At 72.0% G+C, this 25,611-nt stretch carries 23 protein-coding genes; 11 read left to right on the top strand and 12 right to left on the bottom strand.

The window, feature by feature from the left end:
* Nucleotides 1-9: 9 nt before the first annotated feature.
* The 4 genes from OG254_RS27355 to OG254_RS27340 are packed head-to-tail and all read left to right on the top strand — an operon-like array spanning nt 10 to nt 4,127.
* Complete coding sequence (locus OG254_RS27355) at nt 10-609, top strand: chemotaxis protein CheB (RefSeq protein WP_405586659.1); 600 nt, start codon at nt 10-12, stop codon at nt 607-609.
* A gap of 15 nt (nt 610-624) precedes the next feature.
* A complete protein-coding gene (locus OG254_RS27350; protein ID WP_405586656.1) occupies nt 625-2,490 on the top strand; it encodes a CheR family methyltransferase in 1,866 nt (621 codons plus the stop codon).
* A gap of 20 nt (nt 2,491-2,510) precedes the next feature.
* A complete protein-coding gene (locus OG254_RS27345; RefSeq protein ID WP_405586654.1) occupies nt 2,511-3,365 on the top strand; it encodes a GAF and ANTAR domain-containing protein in 855 nt (284 codons plus the stop codon).
* Between the two features lie 12 nt (nt 3,366-3,377).
* The gene (locus OG254_RS27340) at nt 3,378-4,127 is read left to right on the top strand and encodes an ANTAR domain-containing protein (protein WP_405586651.1); all 750 of its coding nucleotides are present in this window, start codon (nt 3,378-3,380) and stop codon (nt 4,125-4,127) included.
* On the opposite strand, the gene OG254_RS27335 is transcribed toward OG254_RS27340, so the two are convergent.
* The gene (locus OG254_RS27335; RefSeq protein ID WP_405586648.1) at nt 4,124-5,332 is read right to left on the bottom strand and encodes an acyltransferase family protein; all 1,209 of its coding nucleotides are present in this window, start codon (nt 5,330-5,332) and stop codon (nt 4,124-4,126) included. The two genes, OG254_RS27340 and OG254_RS27335, sit on opposite strands and share 4 nt — an antisense overlap.
* Nucleotides 5,333-5,458: 126 nt before the next feature.
* Here OG254_RS27335 and OG254_RS27330 point away from each other — a divergent pair, with 126 nt between their 5' ends.
* Nucleotides 5,459-5,914 (top strand): tellurite resistance TerB family protein, encoded by a 456-nt coding sequence (locus tag OG254_RS27330; protein WP_147999889.1) that lies wholly within the window; start codon nt 5,459-5,461, stop codon nt 5,912-5,914.
* A gap of 55 nt (nt 5,915-5,969) precedes the next feature.
* Here the strand turns inward: OG254_RS27330 and OG254_RS27325 are convergent, their stop codons facing one another.
* The 3 genes from OG254_RS27325 to OG254_RS27315 form a co-directional block, all read right to left on the bottom strand.
* The gene (locus OG254_RS27325; protein WP_405586645.1) at nt 5,970-7,361 is read right to left on the bottom strand and encodes an LCP family protein; all 1,392 of its coding nucleotides are present in this window, start codon (nt 7,359-7,361) and stop codon (nt 5,970-5,972) included.
* Between the two features lie 144 nt (nt 7,362-7,505).
* Nucleotides 7,506-8,438, bottom strand: a complete 933-nt coding sequence (locus tag OG254_RS27320; RefSeq protein ID WP_405586642.1) for a M56 family metallopeptidase — start codon at nt 8,436-8,438, stop codon at nt 7,506-7,508.
* 6 nt (nt 8,439-8,444) lie between these two features.
* A complete protein-coding gene (locus tag OG254_RS27315) occupies nt 8,445-8,852 on the bottom strand; it encodes a BlaI/MecI/CopY family transcriptional regulator (RefSeq protein WP_405586639.1) in 408 nt (135 codons plus the stop codon).
* A 193-nt stretch (nt 8,853-9,045) separates the two neighbouring features.
* Here OG254_RS27315 and OG254_RS27310 point away from each other — a divergent pair, with 193 nt between their 5' ends.
* Nucleotides 9,046-9,282 carry a twin-arginine translocase TatA/TatE family subunit gene (locus OG254_RS27310; protein WP_405586637.1) on the top strand — a complete coding sequence of 79 codons (237 nt, stop codon included), beginning with the start codon at nt 9,046-9,048 and terminating at the stop codon, nt 9,280-9,282.
* Nucleotides 9,283-9,319: 37 nt separating this feature from the next.
* On the opposite strand, the gene OG254_RS27305 is transcribed toward OG254_RS27310, so the two are convergent.
* The 4 genes from OG254_RS27305 to OG254_RS27290 all read right to left on the bottom strand — a co-directional run bounded on the left by OG254_RS27305 (nt 9,320) and on the right by OG254_RS27290 (nt 12,989).
* Nucleotides 9,320-11,215 (bottom strand): glycoside hydrolase family 15 protein, encoded by a 1,896-nt coding sequence (locus OG254_RS27305; RefSeq protein WP_405586634.1) that lies wholly within the window; start codon nt 11,213-11,215, stop codon nt 9,320-9,322.
* Nucleotides 11,216-11,353: 138 nt separating this feature from the next.
* Entirely contained in the window at nt 11,354-11,773 is a 420-nt protein-coding gene (locus OG254_RS27300) for a hypothetical protein (protein WP_405586631.1), read from the bottom strand.
* A 37-nt stretch (nt 11,774-11,810) separates the two neighbouring features.
* Complete coding sequence (locus tag OG254_RS27295; RefSeq protein ID WP_405586628.1) at nt 11,811-12,269, bottom strand: SHOCT domain-containing protein; 459 nt, start codon at nt 12,267-12,269, stop codon at nt 11,811-11,813.
* A 78-nt stretch (nt 12,270-12,347) separates the two neighbouring features.
* Nucleotides 12,348-12,989, bottom strand: a complete 642-nt coding sequence (locus tag OG254_RS27290; protein ID WP_405586625.1) for an HdeD family acid-resistance protein — start codon at nt 12,987-12,989, stop codon at nt 12,348-12,350.
* A 212-nt stretch (nt 12,990-13,201) separates the two neighbouring features.
* Here OG254_RS27290 and OG254_RS27285 point away from each other — a divergent pair, with 212 nt between their 5' ends.
* On the top strand, nt 13,202-14,614 hold the full coding sequence (locus tag OG254_RS27285; protein ID WP_405586622.1) for a DUF2252 domain-containing protein: 1,413 nt from the start codon (nt 13,202-13,204) through the stop codon (nt 14,612-14,614).
* 24 nt (nt 14,615-14,638) lie between these two features.
* On the opposite strand, the gene OG254_RS27280 is transcribed toward OG254_RS27285, so the two are convergent.
* From OG254_RS27280 to OG254_RS27270, 3 genes are all read right to left on the bottom strand, one after another.
* On the bottom strand, nt 14,639-14,836 hold the full coding sequence (locus tag OG254_RS27280) for a hypothetical protein (protein ID WP_147999898.1): 198 nt from the start codon (nt 14,834-14,836) through the stop codon (nt 14,639-14,641).
* A 118-nt stretch (nt 14,837-14,954) separates the two neighbouring features.
* The gene (locus OG254_RS27275) at nt 14,955-15,446 is read right to left on the bottom strand and encodes a hypothetical protein (RefSeq protein ID WP_405586619.1); all 492 of its coding nucleotides are present in this window, start codon (nt 15,444-15,446) and stop codon (nt 14,955-14,957) included.
* Nucleotides 15,446-18,103: a LuxR C-terminal-related transcriptional regulator gene (locus tag OG254_RS27270; RefSeq protein ID WP_405586616.1), complete on the bottom strand. Its 2,658-nt coding sequence runs from the start codon at nt 18,101-18,103 to the stop codon at nt 15,446-15,448. Before OG254_RS27270 ends, OG254_RS27275 begins: the two co-directional genes overlap by 1 nt.
* 194 nt (nt 18,104-18,297) lie before the next feature.
* Between OG254_RS27270 and OG254_RS27265 the strand changes: the two genes are divergently transcribed.
* The 4 genes from OG254_RS27265 to OG254_RS27250 all read left to right on the top strand — a co-directional run bounded on the left by OG254_RS27265 (nt 18,298) and on the right by OG254_RS27250 (nt 25,204).
* Nucleotides 18,298-18,771, top strand: a complete 474-nt coding sequence (locus OG254_RS27265) for a carboxymuconolactone decarboxylase family protein (protein ID WP_405586613.1) — start codon at nt 18,298-18,300, stop codon at nt 18,769-18,771.
* Nucleotides 18,772-18,806: 35 nt separating this feature from the next.
* Nucleotides 18,807-19,739 carry an RNA polymerase sigma-70 factor gene (locus tag OG254_RS27260; protein ID WP_405586611.1) on the top strand — a complete coding sequence of 311 codons (933 nt, stop codon included), beginning with the start codon at nt 18,807-18,809 and terminating at the stop codon, nt 19,737-19,739.
* Nucleotides 19,740-20,137: 398 nt separating this feature from the next.
* Nucleotides 20,138-24,175, top strand: coding sequence for an AAA family ATPase (locus OG254_RS27255; protein WP_405595216.1), 4,038 nt, complete (start codon nt 20,138-20,140; stop codon nt 24,173-24,175).
* Nucleotides 24,176-24,439: 264 nt separating this feature from the next.
* Nucleotides 24,440-25,204 (top strand): glycosyltransferase family 2 protein, encoded by a 765-nt coding sequence (locus OG254_RS27250; protein ID WP_405595214.1) that lies wholly within the window; start codon nt 24,440-24,442, stop codon nt 25,202-25,204.
* 182 nt (nt 25,205-25,386) lie between these two features.
* Here the strand turns inward: OG254_RS27250 and OG254_RS27245 are convergent, their stop codons facing one another.
* On the bottom strand, nt 25,387-25,572 hold the full coding sequence (locus OG254_RS27245; RefSeq protein ID WP_405586608.1) for a ferredoxin: 186 nt from the start codon (nt 25,570-25,572) through the stop codon (nt 25,387-25,389).
* Nucleotides 25,573-25,611: the final 39 nt, after the last annotated feature.

Raw genomic sequence — 25,611 nt, 5'->3', positions numbered from 1 at the left:
GCTCACAGCGTGACGGCCGACCAGGCACCCGCGGATCACTACAGCATCGTTGCCGTCGCATCGTCCGCGGGCGGCATCCAAGCACTGAGCGTGCTACTCGGGGCCCTGGGCCCCGATCTGCCGGTACCGGTGCTGGTCGTCCAGCACCTCGACCCCCGGCACCGAACGGTGCTCGCCGAGGTCCTCGCCCGTCGCACCGAGCTCGGGGTGAAGCTCGCCGAGGCGGAAGAGGTCGCGCTGCCCGGCACCGTCTACATCGCGCCGCCCGACCGGCACCTCCTCATCGGCTCCGACGGCGTCCTGACCCTCACCAACACCGAGCTCGTCCACTTCGTACGCCCCTCCGCCGACCTTCTCTTCGAATCGGTCGCCGGTGCCTACGGGCAGGAGGCGATCGCCTGCGTGCTCACCGGGACCGGCCGGGACGGCGCCATGGGAGTCGACGCGGTGAAGTCACGCGGTGGCACCGTGATCGCACAGGATCCGGAGACCGCCGAGTTCACGGGGATGCCGCAGGCGGCCGTCCACACGGGAGCGGTGGACTTCGTGCTACCTCTTGGGGAAATCGCCGCGGTCGTACGCGGACTTGTCGAGGCCAAGAGGCAGTGATGGGCTGATGGGCTGATGGGCGAACCTCAGGACGCCGGGGACAACGCGGGGCTGGAGGAGCTGCTCGGCTTCATCCGGGAAGCCCGCAGCTTCGACTTCACCGGGTACAAGCGCTCCACACTGGCCCGGCGCATCCACAAGCGGATGAGCGACGTCGGCATTCGCTCCTATCTGGACTACCAGGATCTCCTGGAGACCAACCAGGAGGAGTTCGGCGCTCTGTTCAACACGATCCTGATCAACGTCACCTCCTTCTTCCGGGACCCCGAGGCCTGGACCTTCCTCCAGCACGAGGTCGTCCCCGAGCTGCTCGCGGCTCTCGCAGCGGACGAGGAGATCAGGGTGTGGAGCGCGGGCTGCTCCAGCGGCGAGGAGGCGTACTCGCTGGCCGTCATGTTCGCCGAAGCGCTGGGCATCGAGGAGTGCGTGCGCCGGGTCAAGATCTACGCCACGGACGTCGACGAGGAGGCGCTGCGTGAGGCCCGGTCCGGGCTGTACCCGCCGAAGTCCGTGGAGCCGCTCCCCGTGGATCTGCGGGAGAAGTACTTCGAGCAGAACGGCGCCCGGTTCAGCTTCCGCGCCGACCTGCGACGGCGGGTGATCTTCGGGCGGCACGACATCACCCGGGACGCCCCAATCTCGCGGCTCGACCTGCTCGTCTGCCGCAACACCCTGATGTACTTCAACACCGAGGCCCAGACGCAGATCGTCGACCGCTATCACTTCGCCCTTCGCCCCAGAGGCTTCCTCTTCCTCGGCAAGGCCGAGATGCTGCTGAACGACGCCGAGCGGTTCGAGGTCGTGAACATGCGCCAGCGCATGTTCAGGCGCCGGGCCGGCGACGCCGGGCTGCCGTACCACCCCGCCACCGTGAAGATCAGGTCGGGCGCGGGCGCCGAACTGCACTCCGTCGCGCGCACCCGTCAGCTGCGCGACCTGGCCCTCGACGCCGGACCGACCCCGGCGATCGCCCTCGACGGCGACGGAACCGTCGTGGTGATCAACAGCCAGGCGCGGATCCAGTTCAGCCTGACCACCACCGACCTGGGTCGTCCCTTCCAGGACCTGGAGATCTCCTACCGCCCGGCCGAACTCCGCTCCCTGATCGACCAGTCCACGCACGAGCGCCGGACTCTGCGGGTCAACCAGGTCGAGCGCAGGCTGGGCGAGGACGTCCAGTACTTCGACATCCTCATCCAGCCGCTCTCCGGGCCCAGCGGCATGCACGTCGCCACCACGATCTCCTTCACCGACGTCACCGTCGTCACGCACCTGAAGGCCGAGGTCAAGCGCATCCGGGAGGATCTGGAGACGGCGTACGAGGAGCTCCAGTCCACCAACGAGGAGTTGGAGACCACCAACGAAGAACTCCAGTCCAGCATCGAGGAACTGGAGACGACGAACGAGGAACTCCAGTCCACCAACGAGGAGTTGGAGACCACCAACGAAGAACTCCAGTCCGGCAACGAGGAACTGGAGACCATGAACGACGAGATGCGCATCCGCACGGACGAACTGGACACGGCCAGGGCGTTCCTGGATGCGATTCTGACGAGCATCGCGGCGGGTGTGGTGGTCCTGGACAAGGATCTGAAGGTCAGGAGCTGGAACCGGGGTGCCGTCGACATGTGGGGACTGCGCGCCGACGAAGTGCTGGACGTGCCCTTCTTCGACCTGGACTTCGGACTGCCCACCGATGTGCTCCAGCCCGTCGTGCAGCGGTGCCTGAAGACCGGCAAACGCTCAGGTCCGGTCGCCGTGGAGGCCCGCAGCCGCATCGGCCGGCAGCTCACCTGTGACGTGTTCTTCTCCCCGCTCGGCGGACCCGACGACGGCGTCGTCCTGATGATGGAGAAGAGCCGCAACGACACCCCCGGCTGACTCGGCGTACGCTGAGCCTCATGGACCCGCAAGGGCACGAGGACGACCTCGGCCTGGCAGCAGTGGCGCGGCGTCGGGCCGCGCTGGCCCGCGAGCGCGCGGACCGGGCGGAGGCGGCCGCCGAGCGGCACGAGCTCCTGGCGGCGAAGCCCGGTCGTGAGATCCACGCGCATATCGCTCGGACACACCGCAGAACGGCGGCGTGCCATCGTGACTCCGCTCGTCTCCAGGAGAGCTTCGCCCACCGCGCGACGGCCTGGGACGGGGGACAGGGCACCCGGCCGCGATTCATGACCGTGGTCGCCGAGGCGTGCGGCACCGGCAGCGCGGCGATCACTCTGCTGGACTCCGGGCGGAACCAACTCGCGGTGGCGGTGTCCGACGATCGTTCTCGCGCCGCGCAGGACCTGGAGTACGTGCTCGGCGAGGGGCCCGGCCAGGACGCGGCGGCGCAGCGCCGGCCGGTCCATGTGGCGGGGCGGGAGATCGTGGAGCGCTGGCCCGGGTACGGGCCTTCCCTCACCTCTCTGGGCGTCGCCACGGTGGCCGCCGTACCGTTGCAGGCCGAGGACGACTGCATCGGAGCGCTGACCGTCTTCGACGCGCGGCCCGCGACCGCGAAGCCGGCCCGCCTCACCGAGGTCGCCGAGGCCCTCACGCGCATCGTGCTCCTCGGCCCCGACGCCGACCCGGACCTCTACGGCGGAACCGACCTCCGAGCCACCGTTCACCAGGCGGCCGGCATCCTTTCGGCGGGGATCGGCTGCTCCGTGGCCGACGCACTGGCGCTCATCAAGGCTCGGGCGTTCACCGAAGACGCGCCCATCGAGACGGTTGCTCGCAAGATCGTGCATGGGGACCTGAGACTCGGCTGAGGAGGAGGTGGCATGACCCGCGAACAGCGGCTGGCCGACGCGTTCGTCACCCTGGCCGGCAGCACGGCGGAGGGTCCGTTGGACATACCCGGGACCCTGTCCGTGCTGGTGAACCATGCCCCGTCCCTGCTCGGTGCCCGCGCCGCTGCCGTGCTGTTCGCCCCCGACGGCTACGAGGCGGCCCACGTCGCGGGCTCCGACGCCGATGTGTCCCGCCTGGAGCTCGAAGCCGTCGGGTGGCGAGAGGGGCCCGGCCACGACTGCCACCAGGCCGAAAAGCCCGGAGTGCAGGCGACCCTCGACAGCCTCCCCAACAGGCAGCGGTGGCCGCACTACACCCCACGGGCCCTGGAGCTGGGCTACGCCAGCGTGGCGGCCATCCCCCTGCGCGAACCCACCGGAACGAGCGGTGCGCTCGTCCTGCTGTCCGGCGAACGCCACCCCCTCGCCCCGGGGGAACTGGCCATCGGCCAGTCCATGGCGGACTTCACCGCCGTCATCCTGAAACGTGCCCGCGAGGCCGACCACAGCCGGACACTCACCGCCCAGCTGGAACAGGCCCTGACCGGCCGCGTGATCATCGAGCAGGCCAAGGGCGTGATAGCGAACCGCCGATCGGTGACACCGGACGAGGCCTTCGAGCTTCTGCGCAAGCACGCCCGTTCACTCCAGCGGCCGGTTCGGGACGTGGCGCACGAGGTGGTGGACGGTCACGCGGACCCCGGTCTGACCGGTCCCACGGAAATGACACCTGACGTTTAGGGCCGCCGAGCCGGACTGTGGACGGTCGACACGCAGCCGACCGTAGTGCGGTCGGACACGCGCAGGTGAATCAGGGGGTTGGACTCCGGTCGCGATCCGTCGGAGATCACGGGCGACACGGTGTCCGCGTCCCGGAACGCCCACCTCAACGGCCGTTCCAGCAGGCCGCGGAGCGTCCGCTGTACGGCAGGTGCGCACAGCGTCGTCATGATCGTGGCTGCCAGCACGGTGACCGTCGCCTCGCCGGCGGGGTGGTGGAGCCAGGGACCGGCGTACCAGTCCCCGTGCTCGGCCGCCTGGGCGATGAAGCCGTGGAGGAGGTAGGCGTACAGGGTGCCCGCGCCCAGGGCCGTGAACCACCGTCTGCCCCGTGGCACCAAGGCGAGGAAGGCAGCGGAAAGTATCACCGAGCAGCCGAATGTCGCCAGGGTCATGATCGGGCCGGACCAGGCCGGTGCCCCCAGGGCTGTGGCGCTGTCGTTGTGGAAGAACCAGGCGTAGTTCATGCGCGGGACCGCCCAGTAGGCGAAGGCCAGCGCGCCGGCGAACAGCGGCACCGCCAGGAGGCGTGTCCTGCGGTGGTGCAGCCGGTGGATGTGCTCGGGCTTGAGGACGAGGCCCAGCACGAAGTACGGCAGGAACTGCAGGACGCGTTGCAGGTCGAGGTCGTTGCCGAGGGAGGGGGTGAGCGTCGCGAGGGCGGCGATCGTCAGGGCGACGGGAAGCGGCCGGCGTACGAGCCTCCAGACCGGGGTCGTCAGGCGCCAGAGGAACAGGGCCGCCAGGAACCAGGTGAGGTAGAGGGGGTCGAGGAGGGTGACCGGGCGGTCGGGGTCCTCGCTGGTCCAGCGGGTGAAGAAGGTGTACGCCGTCTCGAAGACCACGTAGGGCAGCGCCGTGCGCTTCAGCAGGCCCGCGAGTTTCCTCGGGCTCGCCTCGAAGCCACGCGATAAATGGCCCGCGATCACGGCGAACACCGGCATGTGGAAGGCGTACACGAGCGTGTACAGGGCGGTGATCGACCTGTTTCCCTCGCGCAGGGGCTCCCAGGCGTGGCCTATCGCGACCAGGACGATCGCCAGGTACTTGGCGTTGTCGAGGAACGGGTCCCGCCGCGTCGGCGCCGGTCTCGCCGTCGCTCCTGCGGACCGCGGTTCCGGTACGGCAGTGGCGTCGGTTGCCGGTGTGGCGTGAGTGGGGAGCATTGCCAGCACCCTAAACACACCGTTGAGGCCTGGCTCAACCCCCGAAAAGCACAACGCTGAGCTCGCTCCTCGCGCACCTGGTAACTTCTACAGCAGTGTAGAAGTAACCCATCGTTTGGAGTTCTCATGGCCCTGTGGGACCGCATCAAGGAGTCCGCATCGACGATGCAGACCCAGCTCGTGGCGAGGAAGAACGACCTCAAGAGTGGTGCCTTTCGCGACGCGAGCATGGCGATGTGCGCGCTCGTCGCCGCGGCGGACGGCACCGTCGACCCCTCCGAGCGGCAGCGCGTCGCCCAACTGATCGCCACCAACGAGGTGTTGCAGAACTTCCCCGCCGACGATCTGCGCCGCCGCTTCGAGGAGAACCTCGACCGGCTCACCACCGACTTCGACTTCGGCAAGGTGAGCGTCATGCAGGAGGTCGCCAAGGCGAAGAAGAAGCCCGCCGAGGCGCGTGCCGTCATCCAGATCGGCATCGTCATCGGCGGCGCCGACGGCGACTTCGACAAGGACGAGCAGGCCGTGGTCCGCGAGGCGTGCTACGCGCTCGGTCTGCCGCCGCACGAGTTCGACCTCTGACCGGCCTCGCACCCGTGCCGGACGGACCCGAGCGGGGCCCGTCCGGCACGGCCCGTCAGCGGATGCGCCCGATGTCGAGGTCCTTGCCGACGACCAGCGTGACCACGCCCGCGGTCGCGTCCGACGCCGGTGTGGCCCGTACCCCGGGCAGCCGTGCGGCGAGCGCCTTGGCCTGTTTCTCCAGACCCGCGGGGTAGCTGACCTCCGTGGCGCCGGTGTTCTCGGGCGCGTTGCCCGTGCCGGTGACGGTGACGCCGGCCGTGCGCAGTTTCTCCGCGACGGTGCCGGCCAGGCCCTGGACCGAGGTGCCGTTGAGGACCTGCACGCGCACGGCGGAGGCGTACAGCGGGTTCTTCGCTTCCGCGTCCAGCCGCTTCTTGTCGACCTCCTTGTCCTTGGCCAGGGCCGTGAACAGGTCGGTGGCCTGCGGGTACTGCCAGACGACATTGGCCTTGTCGGTGGCGACGTCCGCCTCACGCGGGTAGTTGGGGACCGTGAGGAAGGTCAGGCGGTCGCTCGGGATGCCCTTGAGTTCCGAGGCGAGGGAGTACAGCGGCCTGATGCCGGCCAGATCGGGGTCCGTGGTCAGGGACTTGGTGGCGGACCGCAGGAAGCCGTAGAGCGAGTTCGGGCTGGTCAGCTTGGACTGTGCCTTCTCGGTCAGGGCGTTCATGAACTCCTGCTGACGCCCGATGCGGCTGATGTCGGAGCCGTCGCCGACGCCGTAGCGGACCCGCACATAGCCGAGCGCCTGCTCCCCGCGGACGGTCTGGCAGCCGGGCTCCAGGTCGAGCCGGGCCTTCTTGGAGTGGATGGCCTGCTCGGGGCAGACCTCGATGCCGTCCAGGGCGTCGACCATGCCCTTGAAGCCCTGGAAGTCGACGGACATGAAGTTGTCTATGCGCAGGCCGGTGTTGGCCTCGACCGTCTTGATGGAGCAGGCGGCCGCCCCGGCGACCTCGCCGCTGGTACCGCCGATCGCGAAGGCTTCGTTGATCTTGTAGTGGTGCGGCGAGGAGGTGCTGCCGTCGCCCTTGTCGCAGGCCGGTATCCCCACCCAGGAGTCGCGGGGGAAGGACACGACCGTGGCCCACTTCCGGTTCGCGGGCACGTGCAGCACCATCAGCGTGTCCGACTGCATGGTGGTCAGGTCCTTGCCGTACTTCGCGTTGGCGCCGTCGCGGCTGTCGGAGCCGACGACGAGGATGTTCTTCGAGCCGGGGCTGAGATTGACCGGCCGGTCGCCGCCGATCTTGTCGTCGACGTCGGCCGACCTGATGTTGCCGTCGAGGTCCTGGTAGACCCAGGCGCCCACTCCGGCGACACCGAGCACGACCGCCGAGGTCACCCCCGCGCTCCACGCCAGGATCCGCCCCCGCCGGGTCAGCCGGGCCTTGCCCGTACCGGCCCCGTCCTGCGTACGCCGCCGTTTCCCCGATCCGCTCACTGCGCCCTCCCCCTCGCTCACAGCCGTCCCCCCATGAACAGACGGCGAACTCCGTCACTTCCGTTGCCTGAACGGCCCGATCACCCCGGTCCGGTCACAGCGGCCAGTCCGATCACCCCGGTCCGGTCACTGCGGCCAGCCCCGTCACAGCGGCGTCGCCGCGTGCAGGATGAGGACCATCGTCACCGCCGAGTTCGCCGACGACATCGCCGATACGGCCGTCCCCACGGCCGCGACCCACACCGCGAGCCCCACCGACGTGAACAGCGACGGCCAGCGGCGCGCCACGGGGGCCGGCCCGAGCAGCGCGGCCACCCGGCGCGGCACCGGCCCCGGCGCCGCGAAGCCGGCCAGTGTCGCGACCGGCGCGCCCCGGGACACCAGCGCCGCCCGGCCGATCGCGCACGCCACCGTCCGCCGGCTGCCGACCTGCTGGGCCGCGGCCTCGTCCGCCCAGCGCTCCGCCGTGTACGACACCGCCGTACGCAGCGGGCGCAGGAACGGGTTGGCGCGGGCGGCCAGTTGGACGGCGAGCAGGAAACGGTGGTGCCGCTCGCTCAGATGGGCCCGCTCGTGGGCGAACAGCGCCCGGCGTTCGGCGGGTTGGAGGTGGTCCAGCAGGCCGGTGGTCACCACCACGCGGTCGCGTCGTCCCCCGGGCAGCGCGTACGCGTACGGCAACGCGTCGGGCAGTACGGCCACCCCGGTCCCCGGCAGCCCGGCCAGCGCCCGGTGGGCGCGGCGGCGTACCCGGACGTGCCGCCACAGGGTCCGGGCGCAGGCCACGACCACCGCGCACAGCGCCGGGATCGCCGCCTTGCCCACGACCTCGTCGTAGGGCACCGCCGCCCGCACCTCGGGGTCCGACCAGCCGTCGGGCAGTGGGTTGCCGGGCAGTTGGGCGGTGCCCACCACCATCACCAGGGCCAGGCACACCGTGCTGCACGCGGCCATCACCGCGGCGACGGCGGTGAGCAGTCGCGTGGCGGTGCGGGGATGCAGATGCTGCTCGGCCAGGCGGGCGATCGGCCATGCCGTGAGCGGCAGGACGAGCGGCAGAAAGACGAAGACCCCCATGCGGCGTCAGACTTCCCCTTCGCCCGGGGACCGGCCCGTGCCCGCGGACTGCCCCAGCAGGTCGCGCAGCAGCCGCTCGTCGTCCGGGCCGAGGCCCGTGACGAAGCTGGCCAGCACCGCCTCCCGGTCGCTCTCGGCGTCCAGCACCTTGCGCATCCGGTGCGCCGCGAGGCCCGCCTGGTCCGAGGCCGGCGTCCACGCGAAGGAGCGGCCGGCCCGCTCCCGGGTCACCGCGCCCTTGGCCAGCAGCCGGGTCAGGATCGTGATCACCGTCGTATAGGCGAGGTCGCCGCCGAGCCGTTCCTGCACCCAGCCGGCCGTCGCGGGTCCGTCCGCCTCGGTCAGTGCCGACAGGACCAGCGCCTCCAGCTCGCCCTGTCCCCGGCGCCGGGAACCCTGGCGGTGATCCGCCATGCCCTGTCTCCCTTCCGCTGGCATGCACGTCATGTGCGATACATCGAGCGGTACATCGTAAGGAAAGCAGAGGCCGTCCGGCGGAGGCGGTCTTCCCCCATTTCTACAGTGATGTAGTTTTCATGGGCACGAAGAGGCATTAAGGGGCACGCCGCCGCACCCCCGGCCCCGCTCACCAGGAGGACAGGACCCCATGTTCGGACTGAGCGAACTCGCGATCATCCTTGTCGTCGTCATAGCCGTCCTCTGCGCGAAGAAGCTGCCCGAACTGGCCCGTTCGGCGGGCAAGTCGGCGCGCATCCTCAAGGCCGAGGCCAGGGCGGCGAGGGACGAGGACGATCCGGCGACGGCCCGGGTGATCCGGGGCGAGACGGTCACGCCGGGCTCGGCCGAACCGAAGGACCGGGGCACACCGCAGCCCCGGCCGTGAGACGCCGTCCGGCGCGGGATGCGCCGGCTCGGTCACCTCAGCCTCCTCCGCGGCCGGGGCGGAGGGTGAGGCCACGGACGGTCGCGTGCAGTTGATCGCCCGCTCCCGGCTCGACGCCCTGCCGGCCCAGCTCCTCGTCCAGCGCCATCGCCGCGGTGACCAGCGCGAGGTGGGTGAACGCCTGGGGGAAGTTGCCGAGTTGCTCGCCCGAGGGGCCGATCTCCTCGGCGAACAGGCCGACATGGTTGGCGTAGGTGAGCATCTTGTCGAAGGCGTACTGGGCCTGGGCGAGCCGGCCGCTGCGGGCGAGGGCCTCGACGTAGAGGAAGCTGCACAGGTTGAAGGTGCCCTCGGAGCCGCGCAGGCCGTCCGGGGAGGCCCCCGGGTCGTAGCGGTAGACCAGGCTGTCGCTGACGAGTTCCTCGTTCATGGCGTCGAGGGTGCTCAGCCAGTCCGGGTCGTGCGCGGAGACGAAGCCGACCCGGGGCATGAGCAGCAGCGAGGCGTCCAGGACGTCGGTGTCGAAGTGCTGGACGAAGGCCTGGCGCTTGTCGTGCCAGCCACGCTCGACGATCTGCTGGAAGACCGCGTTGCGCGCTTCGGTCCAGCGCTCGATGTCGGCGGGGCGGGAGGTGTAGATGGCCGCGCGGATGCCCCGGTCGAAGGCCACCCACGTCATCAGCCGGCTGTAGGTGAAGTTCTGCCGCCCGCCACGGGTCTCCCAGATCCCTTCGTCGGGCCGGTCCCAGTGGTCGCACAGCCAGTCCAGCACGCCGCTCAGCGACTTCCAGCCGCGCAGCGCGCCCGTGTCGCTGCCCACGATCAGGGCTTGCGCGGCCTCGCCGTAGATGTCGAGCTGGAGCTGGTCGGCGGCGGCGTTGCCGGCCCTGACGGGTCGTGAGCCCTGGTAGCCCTCCAGGTGGTCGAGGATCTCCTCGGTCAGATGGGGTTCCCCGTCGACCCGGTACATGATCTGCAAAGGGTCCCCCGAGGCCGTGCGTCCGGCCTCGATGCGGTCGCGCAGCCAGCGCCGGAAGGAGTGGGCCTCGGCCTGGAAACCCAGATCGATCAGCGACCGCACGGACAGGGAGGCGTCGCGGATCCAGGTGTAGCGGTAGTCCCAGTTGCGCTCGCCGCCGACCTGTTCGGGCAGGCCCATGGTGGCGGCCGCGATGGGCGCCCCGCTGGGGGCGTAGGTGAGGAGCTTGAGCGTGATCGCCGACCGGTTGACCATGTCCTGCCAGCGTCCCCGGTAGGTGCACGACCGCAGCCACGACAGCCAGAAGGCCCGGCAGTGCTCCAGCTCCCCGACCATCTCCGCCAGGGACGGCGCGGGCGGTGCGGCGCCCCCACCGGCCGTGCTGGTCAGCGCGAAGGCGGCGATCTGCCCGGCGGAGAGCGTGAACCGGGCGGTGACGTCGTCGCCGTCGGCCCGCAGGTCGACGTCACCGCTGGTGCGCACGTGCAGATCGGTCCCGGGCCCGCGCAGGACGGCGTAGTGGTCGTCCGCCAGGCTCAGGGAGTGCGGGGCGCGGCCGTAGTCGAAGCGCGGGCGGCAGGCGAACGCGAAGGGCAGGCTGCCGCGGACGACCCGGACGACCCGGAGCAGCGTGTGCCGGTCCGTCGGGGCCGACGACTCGACGGGCACCATGAAGTCGGCGACCTCACCGACGCCGCCGGGCGCCATGAAGCGCGTGACCAGGATGGCCGTGTCGGACAGGTACAGCTGGCGCACGGTCATCCCGCCGTCGTCCAGCTCCGCGGCCAGCCGGCAGTGGCCGCCGCGCTCGCTGTCCAGCAGCGAGGCGAAGAGGCTGGGCGAGTCGAAGCGGGGTGTGCACCACCAGTCGACGGTGCCGGCGGAGGACACCAGGGCAGCGGTCTGGAGATCGCCGACCATGCCATGGTCCGCGATGGGTGGGTACGGGTTCACGAGCCCCTCCTACGGCAGGTGGACGCAAGGCCCGGACGGTCGGCATCAGCGGTTCGTGCGCCGTGCTCCCCGCACGCGCGTGCGTGGTGGCTCACCCGCCGCCGCGGAGCACGCGGTCGATCGACGTCACTCGCGGTCCTACGAGCTGAAGTCTTCCTTCTTCGCGACGCACAGCGCCCAGATGATGAACCCGGCCATCGCGATCATCACGACCGACCACACCGGGTAGTACGGCAGGGAGAGGAAGTTGGCGATGATGATCAGCCCTGCGATGGCCACGCCACCGACCCGGGCCCACACCGCCGGCTGGAACAGCCCGATGCCGATGATCACCGCGACCGCGCCCAGGATGAGATGGACCCAGCCCCAGCCGGTGAGGTCGAACTCGAAGACGTAGTTCTGCGTGCTGACGAAGACGTCGTCCTCGGCGATGCCCATGATCCCGCGGAAGACCGCGATCAGCCCGGCGATGGTCAGCATGACGGCGGCGAAGACCGTCAGGCCCCCGGCCCAGGCGTACTTCGTCTCGTGCGCCTGCTTGGTGTGCATGGCGGCCATGGTTGTTCCTCGCTTCCCTTGTACGTACTCGGATGCGTCAGGAGGGGGTGGTGGAGTCGCTGCGGGCCGAGGAACCGGCGCCGCTCAGCACGAGGTCCTTGGCGCGGCGGAACTCGTCGTCCGTGATGTCGCCGTGGGAGCGCATCTCGGACAGCTTGGCGAGCTCCTCGGCGCTGCTGGACGGCTTGCTCTCACCGGCCCGGTCGCGGACGTAGTCGTCGAACGCCCGCTGCTGTGCCTGGGCGTGTTCGATCTCGCGGCGGCCCATGTCCTTGCCACGGGCGATGAGGTACACGAACACGCCGAGGAAGGGCAGCACGATGCAGAAGACCAGCCAGCCGGTCTTGCCCCAGCCGCTCAGGCTGTCGTCGCGGAAGATGTCGCCGATGATCCGGAAGAGCAGGACGAACCACATGACCCACAGGAAGAACCACAGCAGCGTCCAGAACATGCTCAGCAGCGGATAGTCGTAGGCGAGGTACGTGTTCGCGCTCATCGTCTGCCTCCGTCCCGGGCGGGGGCTCTTGTGCCGGTCCCGCCGATTTCAGCGTGCGCATGCTCAACGGGAACGGCCTCACCCAGGACGGGTGAAGCCTGCCCGGTGCAGGGCGGAGCGCCAGGCGAGGGCGACCCCCAGCTCGGTCAGCCCGAGCAGCAGCAGCCACAGGCCGAGCAGCCGGGTCAGTACGACGGCGGACTCGCTGGGCAGGGCCAGTACGACGACGCCCGCGACGAGGCCGAGCAGCCCGGCGCCGAGGACGAATCCGCGGTGCGGCAGCCCCTTGGCGGCAAGCGCCGTCCAGGCGGTCAGCATGCCCGTCACGACCCACACGGCCCCGACGATCAGCGAGAGCGCGGCGATGGTCTGGAGCGGGTGGCGCAGACACAGCACCCCGGCGAGGACGTACAGCGCCGCGGCGAGCAGACCCAGATGCCGGTCGCCGTGCTCCCGGGCGAACGAGGAGACGAACCGGAACGCGCCCGTGACCAGCAGATACAGCCCGATGATCACCGCCAGCACATGCAGGGTGGCGTCCGGCCAGGCCAGGGCCACGATGCCCGGCACCAGCGTGGCCACCGCCGACCCCAGCAGCCAGGTCCACGAGCCGCCGAGTTGCGCCAGCACCCGCTCGGTGTCCGGGTCGTCGGTGAGAACCGTCCCGTCGGCCAGAGGATCCGGCCCGGTGTCCGGCGCCGGTTCACGCGAAACTGTCATGGCTCCTCCTCGCGTGCTACGGCCGGCAACCGGGCCACCGACGGGACGGTGTACGGCACCCTCACCGGCTCAGCGTCGCGCGCGCCGCCGCGGGCCGGGTCACCCCTCACGGGTGATCCGCGGACGGGGCGGAGGCGATGAGCTGGGATTCAAGGGCCCGCCGGTTCTGCGCGGGAGCAGGGCCACGGCCGCCCGGAGGTGGAGGGTGAGCCATGTCGATACCGAGTGCGTTCACGGCCTCGCTGTCGCCCGAGGAGCGGGCGGCACACGGCAGAAGCGCCCGGCGGCGCGCCCCGCGTTCCGGCCACGGCCGGTTCGAGGCGGGAGCGGAGCGGCCCGATCCGATCGAGGTGATCGAGCGTCAGTCGGCGCAGCGCGTCCAGGAGTTGGTGCCGATCCGCTACGGCCGGATGCTGGAGTCCCCGTTCCGTTTCTACCGGGGCGCCGCGGCCATCATGGCGATGGACCTGGGCCGGATGACGGACTCGGGCCTGACGGCACAGCTCTGCGGAGACGCCCATCTGCTGAACTTCCGGCTGCTGGCCTCCCCGGAGCGCCAGCTGGTCTTCGACATCAATGACTTCGACGAGACGTATCCCGGCCCGTTCGAGTGGGACGTCAAACGGCTGGCGGCCAGTTTCGTGATCGCCGCGCGCGCCAACGGGTTCTCCACCGCCGAGCAGGAGGGCGCCGTACGGGAGTGCGTGAAGGGGTACCGGACGCGGATGCGGGAGTTCGCCGGTATGCACACCCTGGACATCTGGTACGCGCAGGACGCCGTCGATCGCATGCGTGAGCTGCTGGCGTCCTCCATGAGCAAGCACGCCAGGCGCCAGGCGGCCGCGGCGACGGCGAAGGCACGCACCCGCACCTACCTCCAGGCCTTCGCCAAGCTCACCCGGATCACCTCCGAGGGCCGGCGGATCGCAGCGGACCCACCGCTGATCACCCCGCTGCGGGACCTCACGGCCGGCTCGTCCGCCGGCGAGGAGGAGAAGGAGCTCGAGACCGTCTTCGAGGAGTACACGAAGACCCTGTCGTCCGAGCGCCGGCACCTGCTGAGCCGCTACCACCTGGTGGACATCGCCCGCAAAGTGGTGGGCGTCGGCAGCGTCGGCACCCGCTGCTGGATCATCCTGCTGCTCGGCCGGGACGACGACGATCCCCTGCTGCTCCAGGCCAAGGAGGCCTCGGAGTCGGTGCTGGCCGCGCACGCCGGCGGTGAGCGCTTCGACAACCAGGGCCGCCGTGTGGTGACCGGACAGCGGCTGATCCAGACGACCAGCGACATCTTCCTGGGCTGGACCCACATCACGAGCGGCCTCGACGGCCGCGGCCGGGACTTCTACGTACGCCAGCTGCGGGACTGGAAGGGCATCGCACGCCCGGAGACCTGGGACCCCGCGATGCTGCGGCTGTTCGGCCAGGTCTGCGGAGGCAGCCTCGCGCGCGCCCACGCCCGCTCCGGCGACCCCGTCGCCCTCGCGGCCTATCTGGGCGGAGGCGACAGTTTCGACCGTGCGCTGACCGAGTTCGCGCAGGCCTACGCCGATCAGAACGACCGGGACTTCGAGGAGCTGGGCGTCGCCGCCCGCTCGGGCCGGGTGCAGGCGCACGACCTCTGAAGTGCGGGAAACCGGCCGCCGGGGTCACTCCGGCAGCTGACGCATCTCCAGCACCCGCAGGCCGAGGGACTGGCAGCGGGCCAGCAGGCCGTAGAGGTGGGCGTCGTCGACGACGGGCCCGAACAGCACCGTCTGCCCGGACATGACCACGTGATCCAGTTCCGGAAAGACCTTCGCCAGGGTCTTGGACACATGTCCTTCGACGCGGATCTCGTAGCGCATGTGCTGCCTCCCGCCGACAGCCGCCGGCCCACCTGCCGCGCCCATCGTCCCGCCGTGAGCAGGGGACCACCTCACCCGGCGCAGGTGACCCCCCTTCTGCCCGGCCCTTCTGCCCGAGTCAGTGCGTCACGACGAGCTTGAACAGGATGATCAGCAGACCGAGCACCAGGTTGACCGAGGCGCTGATGGCCATCAGCGACCTCGAGGCGCCGGCCCGCCGGGCCGCGGCCACGGACCAGCCGACCTGCCCGGCCACCGCCACGGACACCGCGAGCCACGCGGCCCCGGACACGTCAAGGCCCAGGAGCGGGCTGATCGCCACCGCCACGGCCGGCGGGACGGCCGCGTTGACGATCGGCCACTCGTCACGGCACACGTGCAGCACGGTCCGGCGGTCCAGGGCGTGATGGGTCAGGCGGGCGCCGAACAGGTGGGCGTGCACATGCGCCACCCAGAAGACCAGGCCCGTCACCAGCAGCAGCGCGACCAGTTCCGCACGCGGGAAGGAGCCCAGGGTGCCGGCCCCGATCACCACCGAGGCGGCGAGCATGGAGCCGTAGACGCCGCCGGTGTAGTCGGTGCGCGCCCTCAGCTCAGGCCGTCGGGACATCACAGCAGGTGCAGTTCGCGGGCTCGTCGTACGGCGTCGCCTCGACGGTTGACCGCCAGTTTCCGGTAGACGCTCTTGAGGTGGGTCTTCACCGTGTTCACGGAGACATACAGATCGGCGGCGATGTCCTCGGTCGACATCATCTGGGCGAGCCGCTGGAGCACGTCGCGCTCCCGTCCGCTCAGGTGCTCCACCAGCAGCGGCCCGGGCTCGTCGGACGCGGGCCCCGGCGTGAGCCAGCCCGCGGCCAGCCCGTGCAGCGTCGGGCCGGCCAGATACGGCCCGAGCCACGCCCCCGCCTCCAGGAAGGGCAGCCGCAGCCGCTCGCGCCGGGCCTCGGTCAGTGACCGGGCGAGCAGCCTGCGCACGGTGACGACGTCCCCCGCCGCGTTCGCGGCCTGCGCCCTGAGCAGCGTGGCCCGCACGAGCACCGCCGGGCCGGTGCGCTCCCCGGCGCCGGCCGCGTCGACGGCGTCGAGCAGCCGCAGGGCCGCGTCCGGGTCGCCGGCCGCGAGACGGGCCCGCGCCGCGCCCACCGCACAGGCCGGCTGCTCGGCGGCCACCTGCTCCAGCACCTCCGCCGCCTCGTCGGGCCGGCCCTCGGCCAGGTGGGCGGCCGAGGCGACCAGCGCGGCGTGGCCGCGCTCCCACGGGGAGGCCACATCGGCGGTCACGGCGGCCTCGGTGGCCGCGAGCGCGGCGCGCGCCCTGCCCCGGGCCAGCAGGAGCTGGGCGGTCGCGATGGACCGGCCCGCCGCCGTCACCGGGTCGCGCGGCGCGCTCCGGCTGGCCCGGTCGAGGAGTTCCTCGGCCTCGCTCAGCTCGCCCCGGTCGACGGCGACGGCGGCCAGGACCAGGCACCCGAGTGCGGAGACGGACGCCCGGGGCAGGCTGAACCGCTCCGTCTCGGTCATCGCCGCGACGGCCTTGCGCTCCGCCCGGGTCGGCCAGCCGTCGAGGTAGTCGATGAGCGCCAGATGCTCCAGGGACTCCTCCCGCGGCAGCGCCGTCGCGGCGCCGGCGGTGCCGTCGGCGACGGTGCTGAGCGCGTCGCGCGCCGCGTCGAAGCGCCCGGCCCACAGCCGCGCCGAGCCCAAGTGGGTCAGCAGCAGCGCGGGCAGCTCCGGGTGCTTGTCCAGCAGCTGGGCGGGGACCTCCTGCTCCAGCTCACGCGCGGTCCGTACGGCCTGCTCCGCCCGGCGCGGGGACCCGGCGAGGCGGGCCGCCAGGGCCTGCAGCAGGGCGCAGCTCAGCTGGGCCGCCGCGGGGCCGGAGCCGTCGGCGGTCAACTGCTCCTCGGCGTGCTGGAGATGGGCCAGCGCCTGATCCAGGTCGCACCGGGACAGGTCGCCCGCCGCACGGACCAGGTCCGCCGCGGGGCTCGTCGTCTCGGGGCCCATGCCGGCGAACAGCTCGGTCAGGTCGTCGGAGCGCAGGCCCGTGAAGAGCTGGCCGATCGCCAGGTCGTCGACGAAGGCGCGGGCGGTGAAGTCCCACTCCCCCGCGGCCGCGCCGTGGGCCAGCATCTCCGGCAGCAGCCCGGAACGCCCCAGCCAGTGCGCGGCGCGCAGGTGCAGCTCCGGTTCCAGGTCCGCGCAGCGCTCGCGCAGGTGGGCCCGGAGGATCTCCCGGAACAGCGGGTGGAGGCGGTACCAGGTGTGCCCGAGGTCCTCGACGAAGGCGTTCTCGCGGTGCAGCCCGGCGAGGATCGACTCGGCGTCGGTCCGCCCGGTCAGCTCGCCCGCCAGCCCGACGCAGAACCGCTCCAGGACGCTGACCCGCAGCAGGAGGTCCTGGGTGGGGGGCGGCTGCCGTTTGAGGACCTCCGCCAGCAGGAAGTCGGCGACCGCGCTGTGCCCGGCCTCGAACTCCTTCAGATAGATCTCCGGGTCCGGCTGCTGCCGCGCGGCCAGGGCGCACAGCCGCAGCCCGGCCGCCCAGCCCCGGGTGCGGTCGACGAGGGCGTCCGCCGCGTGGACGGGCAGGCTCAGCCCGTGCCGGTCCAGGAGGGCGACGGTCTCCTCGGGCGTGAAGGCCAGCTCGGCGCCCCGGATCTCGGTCATCGCGCCGGCCGTGCGATAGCGGTGCAACGGCAGCAACGGCTCGGTCCGGGTGACGATGACCAGGCGCAGCCCCGGCCCGGCGTGGTGCAGCACGAACTCCAGCTGTTCGGAGATCTCCGGGGCGCTCACGCGGTCGTACTCGTCGAGCACCACGGTCACGATCCGCCCGCTGTCGCCGAGCTGCGCGGCGAGCCGGGTCAGCAGGGTGCGGCTCACCCGGCTCGCGTCGGCGGGGAAGCCGATGTCGTCGGCGACCGGCACCCCGCTGATGCGCAGGGCCTGGAGCACATGGGCCCAGAACATGCCGGGGCCCTGGAGTGCCGGGTCGAGCGTGAGCCAGGCGACCGGCCCGTCCAGGCCCGCCGCCCAGTCGGCGACCAGCAGGGTCTTGCCCGCTCCGGCGGCGCCGTTGACCATCGTCAGGGGGGTCAGCAGCGCCTGGTCGAGGTGCTCCACCAGGCGTTCGCGCCGCAGGAAGGTGCCCGGCCGGGCCGGCAGGGCGAACCGGGTCCGCAGGAACGGGTCGCCCAGCGGATCGACGTCGGCGGTGGCCGCTGCGTCCCGGTTCTCGTCGCTCGTCGCCACCACGCTCACCGCCCTGCGCGATCGGGGATCCAGCTCCCCCCACCACCATCACAGCTTTGCCGCGTTCCTGCGCGCCAAGGTCCGAAAGGCGCCCCACCTCCGCTTTCCGGGAGGGAGACGCGCGTCACATTCGCTCATGTCACAGGGGCTCGGGCCGCCTCGTCTCGGGGGTGTAGCCACTACGACGGCCAAGGGAGCACGGCATGGACGCGCGACTGGACTTCTTCACCAACCCGATCACCGGCAAGGCCCTCAAGCACGTCATGTCGGCGGGCAGGGTGGTCAAGGACTCGGCGCTGCCGGCCGCGACGCAGGAGCTGGTGTCGCTGCGGGTCAGCCAGATCAACGGGTGCGCGGTCTGCATCGACATGCACACCAAGGAGGCCGCCGCGGCCGGTGAGAGCCCGGTGCGGCTGCACCTGGTGGCGGCGTGGCGGGAGGCCGGCGTCTTCAGCGAGGCCGAGCGGGCCGCGCTGGAGCTGGCGGAGGCCGGGACCCGGGTCGCGGACGGGGCCGGCGGGGTCCCCGACGAGGTGTGGGAGAACGCCGCCCGGCACCACGACGAGGAGCAGCTCGCCGCGTTGCTGATGCTGATCGCATTCATGAACATGGCGAACCGGCTGAACGTGATCACGCGTCAGCCGGCCGGGGACTACGAGGCCGGCCGGTTCCACTGACCCGACCGACCGCCAGCGACAGGAGGGGGACGCGCATGAGCAAGGTCGAGGAGTTCGAGGAGCTGCGGCCGCTGCTGTTCTCGATCGCCTATCGGATCCTGGGCAGCGTGGGCGAGGCCGAGGACGCGGTGCAGGAGACCTGGCTGCGCTTCGACGGCTCCTCGACCCGGCCCACGTCGACCAAGGCCTTTCTGTCGGCCACGGTGACGCGGATCTCGATCGACGTACTGCGTTCGGCGCGGGTACGGCGGGAGGAGTACGCCGGCCCGTGGTTCCCCGAGCCGCTGCTGAGCGACCCGTACCAGGATCCGGCGCGCTCGGTGGAGCTGGCCGACTCGGTGTCGATGGCCGCGCTGCTGCTGTTGGAGCGGCTCAGTCCGCTGGAGCGGGCGGTGTTCGTGCTGCGGGAGGTGTTCGGCTTCGGCTTCGACGAGATCGCCGGGGCGGTGGGACGGTCGGAGGCGGCGTGCCGTCAGCTGGTGGTCCGGGCGCGGCGGCACATGGAGGCCGGGCGGCCCCGGTTCGCGGCCGACCGGCAGGAGCGCCGGGAGCTGGCGACCCGGTTCTTCGACGCGCTGAAGGACGGGGACGTGGGCGGGCTGCGGGACCTGCTGGCCGCCGACGTGCAGCTCGTCGGGGACGGCGGAGGCAAGGCTCCGCAGCTGGCCGGGGCCGTCGTGGGCGCGCAGAAGGTGGCCCGGCTGCTCGCCTCCGTCTTCCCGCGGCTGGCCCGGCTGGAGGTGTCCTTCGAGCCGCACGAGATCAACGGCCAGCCGGGCGCGATCTACCGCGACCGGGACGGCAGGGTGCTCCAGACCCTGGTGCTCGATGTGCTCGACGGGCAGATCCAGACGATCCGCACCGTGCTCAACCCCGACAAGCTCGGGCACATGGGTCCGGTGGCGGACGCCTGGGCGATCACCGACGAGCTGAAGCGCACCCCCGCCGAGGACCCCCGCCGGCCCTGACCGCATCGTCCGGCACCGGTCCCTCCCCTCGTGGGGACCGGTGCCGAACGGCGGGGCGGCGTCGATCCTCGACCTGCCGGCCGGTGGGCCGGCGGGTCAGTGAGGATCGAGCAGGATTCGGGCGGCGCGACGTGCTTCCGGCTCCCGCGGAAGGAGATCCCGTGAAAGTCCGTCCTGCGGAAGGTGTCCGAGAACATGCGGCGCCATGAGTGGTGTCTGCGAGCTCCGGGCTGGTCGCCCGCCTGGGTGACGCGCGAGAGCCGCGCGATTGCGTCGTGATCCTGCCAGCCGAGGGGGCCGGCGAGGAGGTTCCGGTCTCCGGACGCCGCATTAACCGCAGGTCAGCCGTATAAAGTGAGTTTTCCGGTCCGGATGCCCAGGTGCGGCTGACCAAAGGAGTGCAGGCCTTGAGTTCCGAGTCGTCGGCGCGCACTGCCTTCGCCGAACGGCTCGCGCTGCTCTACAAGGAGGCCGGCAACCCGCCCCTGAAGAGCGTGGCCGAGGCGGTCGTCCGGCTCAAGCGGGTCGACGAGCGAGGGCGGCCCGTACGGGTCTCCGCCCAGCGGATCAGCGACTGGCGCCGCGCCAGGAACGTACCCGCCCAGTTCGCCGCCCTGTCGGCCGTCCTGCATGTACTGATCCCCCAGGCGCGACGCGAGCGGCCCGTGCCGGTGTCCGCCGGGCTGTACGACCTGGGGCAGTGGCAGCGGCTGTGGGAGCGGGCGACGGTCGGGGAAGAGGAGGAGCAGGCTCCGGTCGAGGTCCCCGCGATGTCCGGCGGGGTGTGCCCGTATCGGGGGCTCGCCTCCTACCGGCAGGAGGACGCCCGCTGGTTCTTCGGCCGGGAGCGCGGCACCGAGGCGCTGGTCGCCCAGCTGCGCGCGGTGGAGAAGAGCGGCGGCCTGGTCATGCTCGTCGGTGCCTCGGGCGCCGGGAAGTCCTCCCTGCTGAACGCCGGCCTGGTGCCGGCCCTGCGCGGCGGCGCGCTGGGCGGTCGGAGCACCGGGGCCGGCGCGGTCGTACAGCTCGTGCCGGGCGGCGATCCGCTCGCCGAGCTGACCCGCCGGATCCCGGAACTCACGGACGTCGTCGCGTCGGCCGGACCGGACCGCGTGCAGGAGCCTGCGGACGCGCAGGACCCGGGCGGCCCGGCGCAGGCCGATGAGTCCGACGCCCGGGAGCCGTGCGCCGGCTTCGTGGACGCCGCACGCGAGGCCGTCGCCGCCTGGGCCCGCCGCGAGGGCACCGACGGCGCCCCCGCGGTCCTGATCGTCGACCAGTTCGAGGAGACCTTCACCCTCTGCCCCGACGAATCCGACCGCCGCACCTTCGTCAAGCTCCTCCAGGCCGCCTGCACCCCCGCCGGCCCCGGCGACCCGCCGCCCGTCCTCGTCGTCCTCGGCATCCGCGCCGACTTCTACGAGCAGTGCCTGGGCCACCCGGAGCTGGCCGACGCCCTCCAGCACCGGCACATGGTGCTCGGGCCGCTCACCACGCCGGAGCTGCGGGAGGCGGTGACCGCGCCGGCCAAGGCGGTGGGTCTCGAACTGGAGCCGGGGCTGGCGGAGCTGATCGTGCGGGAGGTGAGCGCGGACGGGGCGCGCGGGACGCATGACGCGGGCGCGCTGCCGCTGCTGTCGCACGCCCTGCTCGCCACCTGGCAGCGCCGCAAGTCAGGCCGGCTGACGGTGGCCGGATACCGCGCGGCGGGCGGCATCCAGGGCGCGGTCGCGGCCACCGCCGAACGCGCCTGGTCCGGCCTCGACCCGGCGGCCCGCTCGGCGGCCCGGCTCCTGCTGCTCAGGCTGGTCCGGCTCGGCGAGGACACCCAGACGACCCGGCGACGGGGCACGCGCCGCCAGCTGGCGGCGGAGTCCACGGATCCCGGCAAGACGGAGGAGTCGCTGGAAGCGCTGGTGCGGGCGCGGCTGGTGACGCTGGACGCCGAGACCGTGGAGATCACGCACGAGGCGCTGCTGCACGCCTGGCCCCGGCTGCGGGACTGGATCGACGAGGACCGGCAGGGCAATCTGCTGCGCCAGCAGCTGGAGGAGGACGGCCGGGCCTGGGAGGGCTCGAACCGTGACTCGTCGCTGCTGTACCGGGGCTCGCGGCTGGAGCAGGCGCGCGGCTGGGCGCGGTCGGCCGGGGACACGTTCCTGACCCGGAGCGCGGTGGAGTTCCTGGCCGCCTCGGTCCGGCTGCGCCGGCGCACGGTCTGGATCATGCGCAGCGCGGTCGCGGCGCTGCTCGCCCTGGTGATGGTGGCCGTCGGCGCGGCGGTGGTGGCCTGGCAGCAGCGCGACGACGCCGTGTTCGCGCAGGTGCTCGCCGAGGCCGACCGCTTCCAGTACACCGACCCCTCCCTGTCGGCCCAGCTCGGCCTGGTGGCGCACCGGCTGCGCCCGGACGACGAGGACACCTCCAGCAGGCTGATCTCCATCGTGAACGCGCCGCTGGCCACGCCCCTGCGCGGCCACACGGGCGCCGTCTATCTCACCTCCTTCAGCCCGGACGGACGGCTCCTGGCCACCGCCAGCTACGACCGGACCGTACGGCTGTGGGACGTGTCCGACCGGGATCGGCCCAGGCCCCTGGGCAAGCCCCTGACCGGGCACAAGAGCTGGGTGAGCAGCGCGGTCTTCAGTCCGGACGGCCGCACCCTCGCCAGCGCCGCCGACGACGGCACGGTCCGGCTGTGGGACGTGACCCGGCCGAGCCGGCCGCGTCCGATCGGCGCGCCCCTGACCGGGCACGAGGGCACGATCTACCTGGTCGCCTACAGCCCGGACGGCCGCACCCTCGCCTCCGTCAGCGAGGACCGCACCGTACGCCTGTGGGACGTGGCCGATCCGCGGCGGCCGAAAGCGCTCGCCACGCTGACCGGTACCGACGCCGCCGTACGGTCGGTGGCGTTCAGCCCGGACGGCGACACGCTCGCGGCCGGGGGCGACGACGACACCGTGCGGCTGTGGGACGTGGCCGCGCCGGACCGCCCGAAGCAGCTCGCCACGCTCACCGGCCACACCGACCTGGTGCATTCGGTCGCCTTCAGCCCGGACGGCCGCACGCTCGCCAGCGGCAGCGCGGACGACACGATCCGGCTGTGGGACGTGGCCGACCCGCGCCACGGCCACCAGCTCGGCGCGCCGCTGACCGGCCACACCGGCCCGATCTGGTCGGTCGCCTTCAACCCCGACGGCAGCATGCTCGCCGCCGCCAGCGCGGACAGCACCGCGAGTCTGTGGAACGTCAGCGACCCGGCGTATCCCTCCCAGGTCGGCGAGCCCCTCGCGGGCAGCAGCGGGGAGATGTACGCGCTGGGCTTCAGTCCCGACGGCCGCACGCTGGCCACCGGCAGCGGCGACAGCAAGGTCCGGCTGTGGTCGATCCCGACGTCGGACATGATCGGCCGCGGCGGGGCGTTCCGGCCGGACGGGAAGGTGCTCGCCACGGCCGCGCGCGACGGCAGCGTCCGGCTGTGGAACGTGGCGAAGCCCGCCCGGCCCGTCCTGCTGAACCGGCCCTTCATGCCCGGCGACGGCGGCCAGCGCTCCCTGGTGTTCTCCCCCGACGGCCGCACCCTCGCGGTGCTGACCGGCAGCCGCGCGGTCCATCTGTGGGACATCGGCGACCCGGCCCGGCCCGTCTCCCTCGGCCCGCCCCTCACCCTGCGCACCCGGTTCATGGGCCCCGACGCCCTGGCGTTCAGCCCGGACGGGCGCACCCTGGCCACGGCCTACGACGACCGCACGATCCGGCTGTGGAACGTCGCCGACCCCTCCCATGTCGTCCCGCTCGGCGCACCGGTGACCGGGCACACCGGTTACATCAACTCCCTGGCGTTCAGCCCGGACGGCCGCACCCTGGCCAGCGGCAGCGCGGACTCCACCGTGCGGCTGTGGAACGTGACCGCACCGGACCGGCCGAAGGCGCTGGCCAGGCTCACCGGCCACACCGGGCCGGTCAACGCGCTCGACTACAGCCAGGACGGCCATACGCTGGCCAGCGGCAGCGACGACGACTCCGTGCGGCTCTGGGACGTCACCGACCCGGGTGCGGCGACCGGGCTGGGCTCCCCGCTCACCGGTCACACCGAGGCGGTCGTGTCGCTGACGTTCAGCAAGGGCGGGCGCTATCTCGCCAGCGGCGGCAACGACAACACGGTCCGCCTGTGGAACGTGTCCACCCCGTCGGACGCCTCCGCGATCGGCCAGGCGATGAGCCCCAACGCCAAGACGGGCAACTTCCTCTCCTTCAGCCCCACCAGTCACATGCTCGGCGTCTCCAGCGGCACCGACACGGTCCGGCTGTGGAACCTGGACGTGGACCAGGCGATCAGCCGCGTCTGCTCGACCACACAGGGCGTGCTGACCAGGGAGAAGTGGGACGAGTACCTGCCCCGGCTGTCGTACGAACCGCCGTGCGCGGGCTAGTCCGGTGCGCTCAGTGACCGGGCTGCGACGCAAGTGACGTCGCCACCGGTTCGGCGGACAGCGGTTTCCGTGATCCCGATCACACCCCTGGTCGCAGCCGATCAGGCAGCTCCCACGAGGCAGGCAGCCTTGTTACTGTTGTGGACAGCCCGATCGCTGGTGCATCCCCCGTCGCCAGCGATCGGGTCTTCTCATGTCCGATCATGTCCGACGTGATGAGTCGTACGTGCTGAGTCGTACGAGGGAAAGGTGGTGAACGACGCCATGTCCCGGCGCGTCATCGTCGTCACCGCTGTCCACGGCCCCTCGGCGGGATTCCTGCCCGAGGCCCACGCGAGCTTGCGCGCACAGGAGTTGCCGCCCGGCTGGGAGTGGCACTGGGTGATCCAGGAGGACGGGCGCACGGACGAGGTCCGCCCGCACGTCCCCGACGACCCTCGGGTGACCTTCCGTCAGGGCCGGCCCGGAGGCCCGGGTGTGGCCCGCACGTTCGCACTGGCACACGCCGAGGGCGAGTACGTGAAGATCCTGGACGCCGACGACCGGCTCACCCCCGGGACGCTGGCCCGTGACCTCGCCGTCCTGGAGGCCGACCCCGCCGTCGGCTGGACCACCTCCCGCGCCCTGGACCTTCTGCCGGACGGCAGCACGGCCGGTTTCCCCGGCGACCCCGACGACGGGCCCATCGCACCGGGCGCCGTACTCGACTTCTGGCAGGCCAACGACTTCCGCGCCCAGGTCCACCCGGCGACCCTGTGCATGCGCCGGGACCTCCTGCTCGCGCTCGGCGGCTGGATGGCCCTGCCGGCCTCGGAGGACACGGGCCTGCTGCTCGCGCTGGGCGCCGTGAGCCGGGGCTGGTTCACGGCCGAGGCGGGGCTGCTCTACCGGAAGTGGGACGGCCAGGCGACGGGCCAGGCGGCGCACGTCGACCCGGCGGAACGGCAGGCCCGGATGGCGGTGGTGGCCGCCAGGGCCCGGGCCCTGGCCTCGTCGGGCTGGCGCTACCCGCCCGCCGAACAGACCTGACGAAGCCGACCGCCGGTCCGGCGGCACCCCCCGGGGGGGCGCGGCGGTACCCGCCCGCCAAGCCGACCCGGCAAAGACGACCAGCGGTCCGGCAACGCCCCAGGGGCGCGGGGAACTGCGCGACCAGCCACCACGGCGCCGCAGACGAACGACGGCACGGCGCGGCACACCCAGCGGAGCGCTCAGGTGAGGGAGATGGCCTGGGACGGGCACTGCTCGACGGCTTCCCGCACCTGCGGGTCGTCGCCGCTGCCCTCCCGTCCCGGTCGCACGACGCCGTAGTCGTCCACGAAGTCGAAGACCGCCGGTGCCCGGTGCGCACACTCGGCAGAGCCGTAACAGAGGCTCCGGTCGATGGAGACCTTCATCCGCGCTCCCGTCGTACGACTTGCGACTTGCGACTTGCG

Origin of the sequence: Streptomyces sp. NBC_01092 (genome assembly GCF_045039535.1) — a bacterium.
GTDB lineage: Bacteria > Actinomycetota > Actinomycetes > Streptomycetales > Streptomycetaceae > Streptomyces.
Note: the sequence above shows the minus strand (reverse complement) of the source record. Positions and strands in the feature narration are given on the sequence as shown.

What these genes read in the sequence shown, in the direction of transcription:
- OG254_RS27350 (WP_405586656.1), top strand. Translation starts at nt 625, where the DNA reads ATGGGCGAACCTCAGGACGCCGGGGACAACGCGGGGCTGGAGGAGCTG.
- OG254_RS27345 (WP_405586654.1), top strand. Translation starts at nt 2,511, where the DNA reads ATGGACCCGCAAGGGCACGAGGACGACCTCGGCCTGGCAGCAGTGGCG.
- OG254_RS27340 (WP_405586651.1), top strand. Translation starts at nt 3,378, where the DNA reads ATGACCCGCGAACAGCGGCTGGCCGACGCGTTCGTCACCCTGGCCGGC.
- OG254_RS27335 (WP_405586648.1), bottom strand. Translation starts at nt 5,332, where the DNA reads ATGCTCCCCACTCACGCCACACCGGCAACCGACGCCACTGCCGTACCG.
- OG254_RS27330 (WP_147999889.1), top strand. Translation starts at nt 5,459, where the DNA reads ATGGCCCTGTGGGACCGCATCAAGGAGTCCGCATCGACGATGCAGACC.
- OG254_RS27320 (WP_405586642.1), bottom strand. Translation starts at nt 8,438, where the DNA reads ATGGGGGTCTTCGTCTTTCTGCCGCTCGTCCTGCCGCTCACGGCATGG.
- OG254_RS27315 (WP_405586639.1), bottom strand. Translation starts at nt 8,852, where the DNA reads ATGGCGGATCACCGCCAGGGTTCCCGGCGCCGGGGACAGGGCGAGCTG.
- OG254_RS27310 (WP_405586637.1), top strand. Translation starts at nt 9,046, where the DNA reads ATGTTCGGACTGAGCGAACTCGCGATCATCCTTGTCGTCGTCATAGCC.
- OG254_RS27300 (WP_405586631.1), bottom strand. Translation starts at nt 11,773, where the DNA reads ATGGCCGCCATGCACACCAAGCAGGCGCACGAGACGAAGTACGCCTGG.
- OG254_RS27295 (WP_405586628.1), bottom strand. Translation starts at nt 12,269, where the DNA reads ATGAGCGCGAACACGTACCTCGCCTACGACTATCCGCTGCTGAGCATG.
- OG254_RS27290 (WP_405586625.1), bottom strand. Translation starts at nt 12,989, where the DNA reads ATGACAGTTTCGCGTGAACCGGCGCCGGACACCGGGCCGGATCCTCTG.
- OG254_RS27285 (WP_405586622.1), top strand. Translation starts at nt 13,202, where the DNA reads ATGTCGATACCGAGTGCGTTCACGGCCTCGCTGTCGCCCGAGGAGCGG.
- OG254_RS27280 (WP_147999898.1), bottom strand. Translation starts at nt 14,836, where the DNA reads ATGCGCTACGAGATCCGCGTCGAAGGACATGTGTCCAAGACCCTGGCG.
- OG254_RS27275 (WP_405586619.1), bottom strand. Translation starts at nt 15,446, where the DNA reads ATGTCCCGACGGCCTGAGCTGAGGGCGCGCACCGACTACACCGGCGGC.
- OG254_RS27265 (WP_405586613.1), top strand. Translation starts at nt 18,298, where the DNA reads ATGGACGCGCGACTGGACTTCTTCACCAACCCGATCACCGGCAAGGCC.
- OG254_RS27260 (WP_405586611.1), top strand. Translation starts at nt 18,807, where the DNA reads ATGAGCAAGGTCGAGGAGTTCGAGGAGCTGCGGCCGCTGCTGTTCTCG.
- OG254_RS27250 (WP_405595214.1), top strand. Translation starts at nt 24,440, where the DNA reads ATGTCCCGGCGCGTCATCGTCGTCACCGCTGTCCACGGCCCCTCGGCG.
- OG254_RS27245 (WP_405586608.1), bottom strand. Translation starts at nt 25,572, where the DNA reads ATGAAGGTCTCCATCGACCGGAGCCTCTGTTACGGCTCTGCCGAGTGT.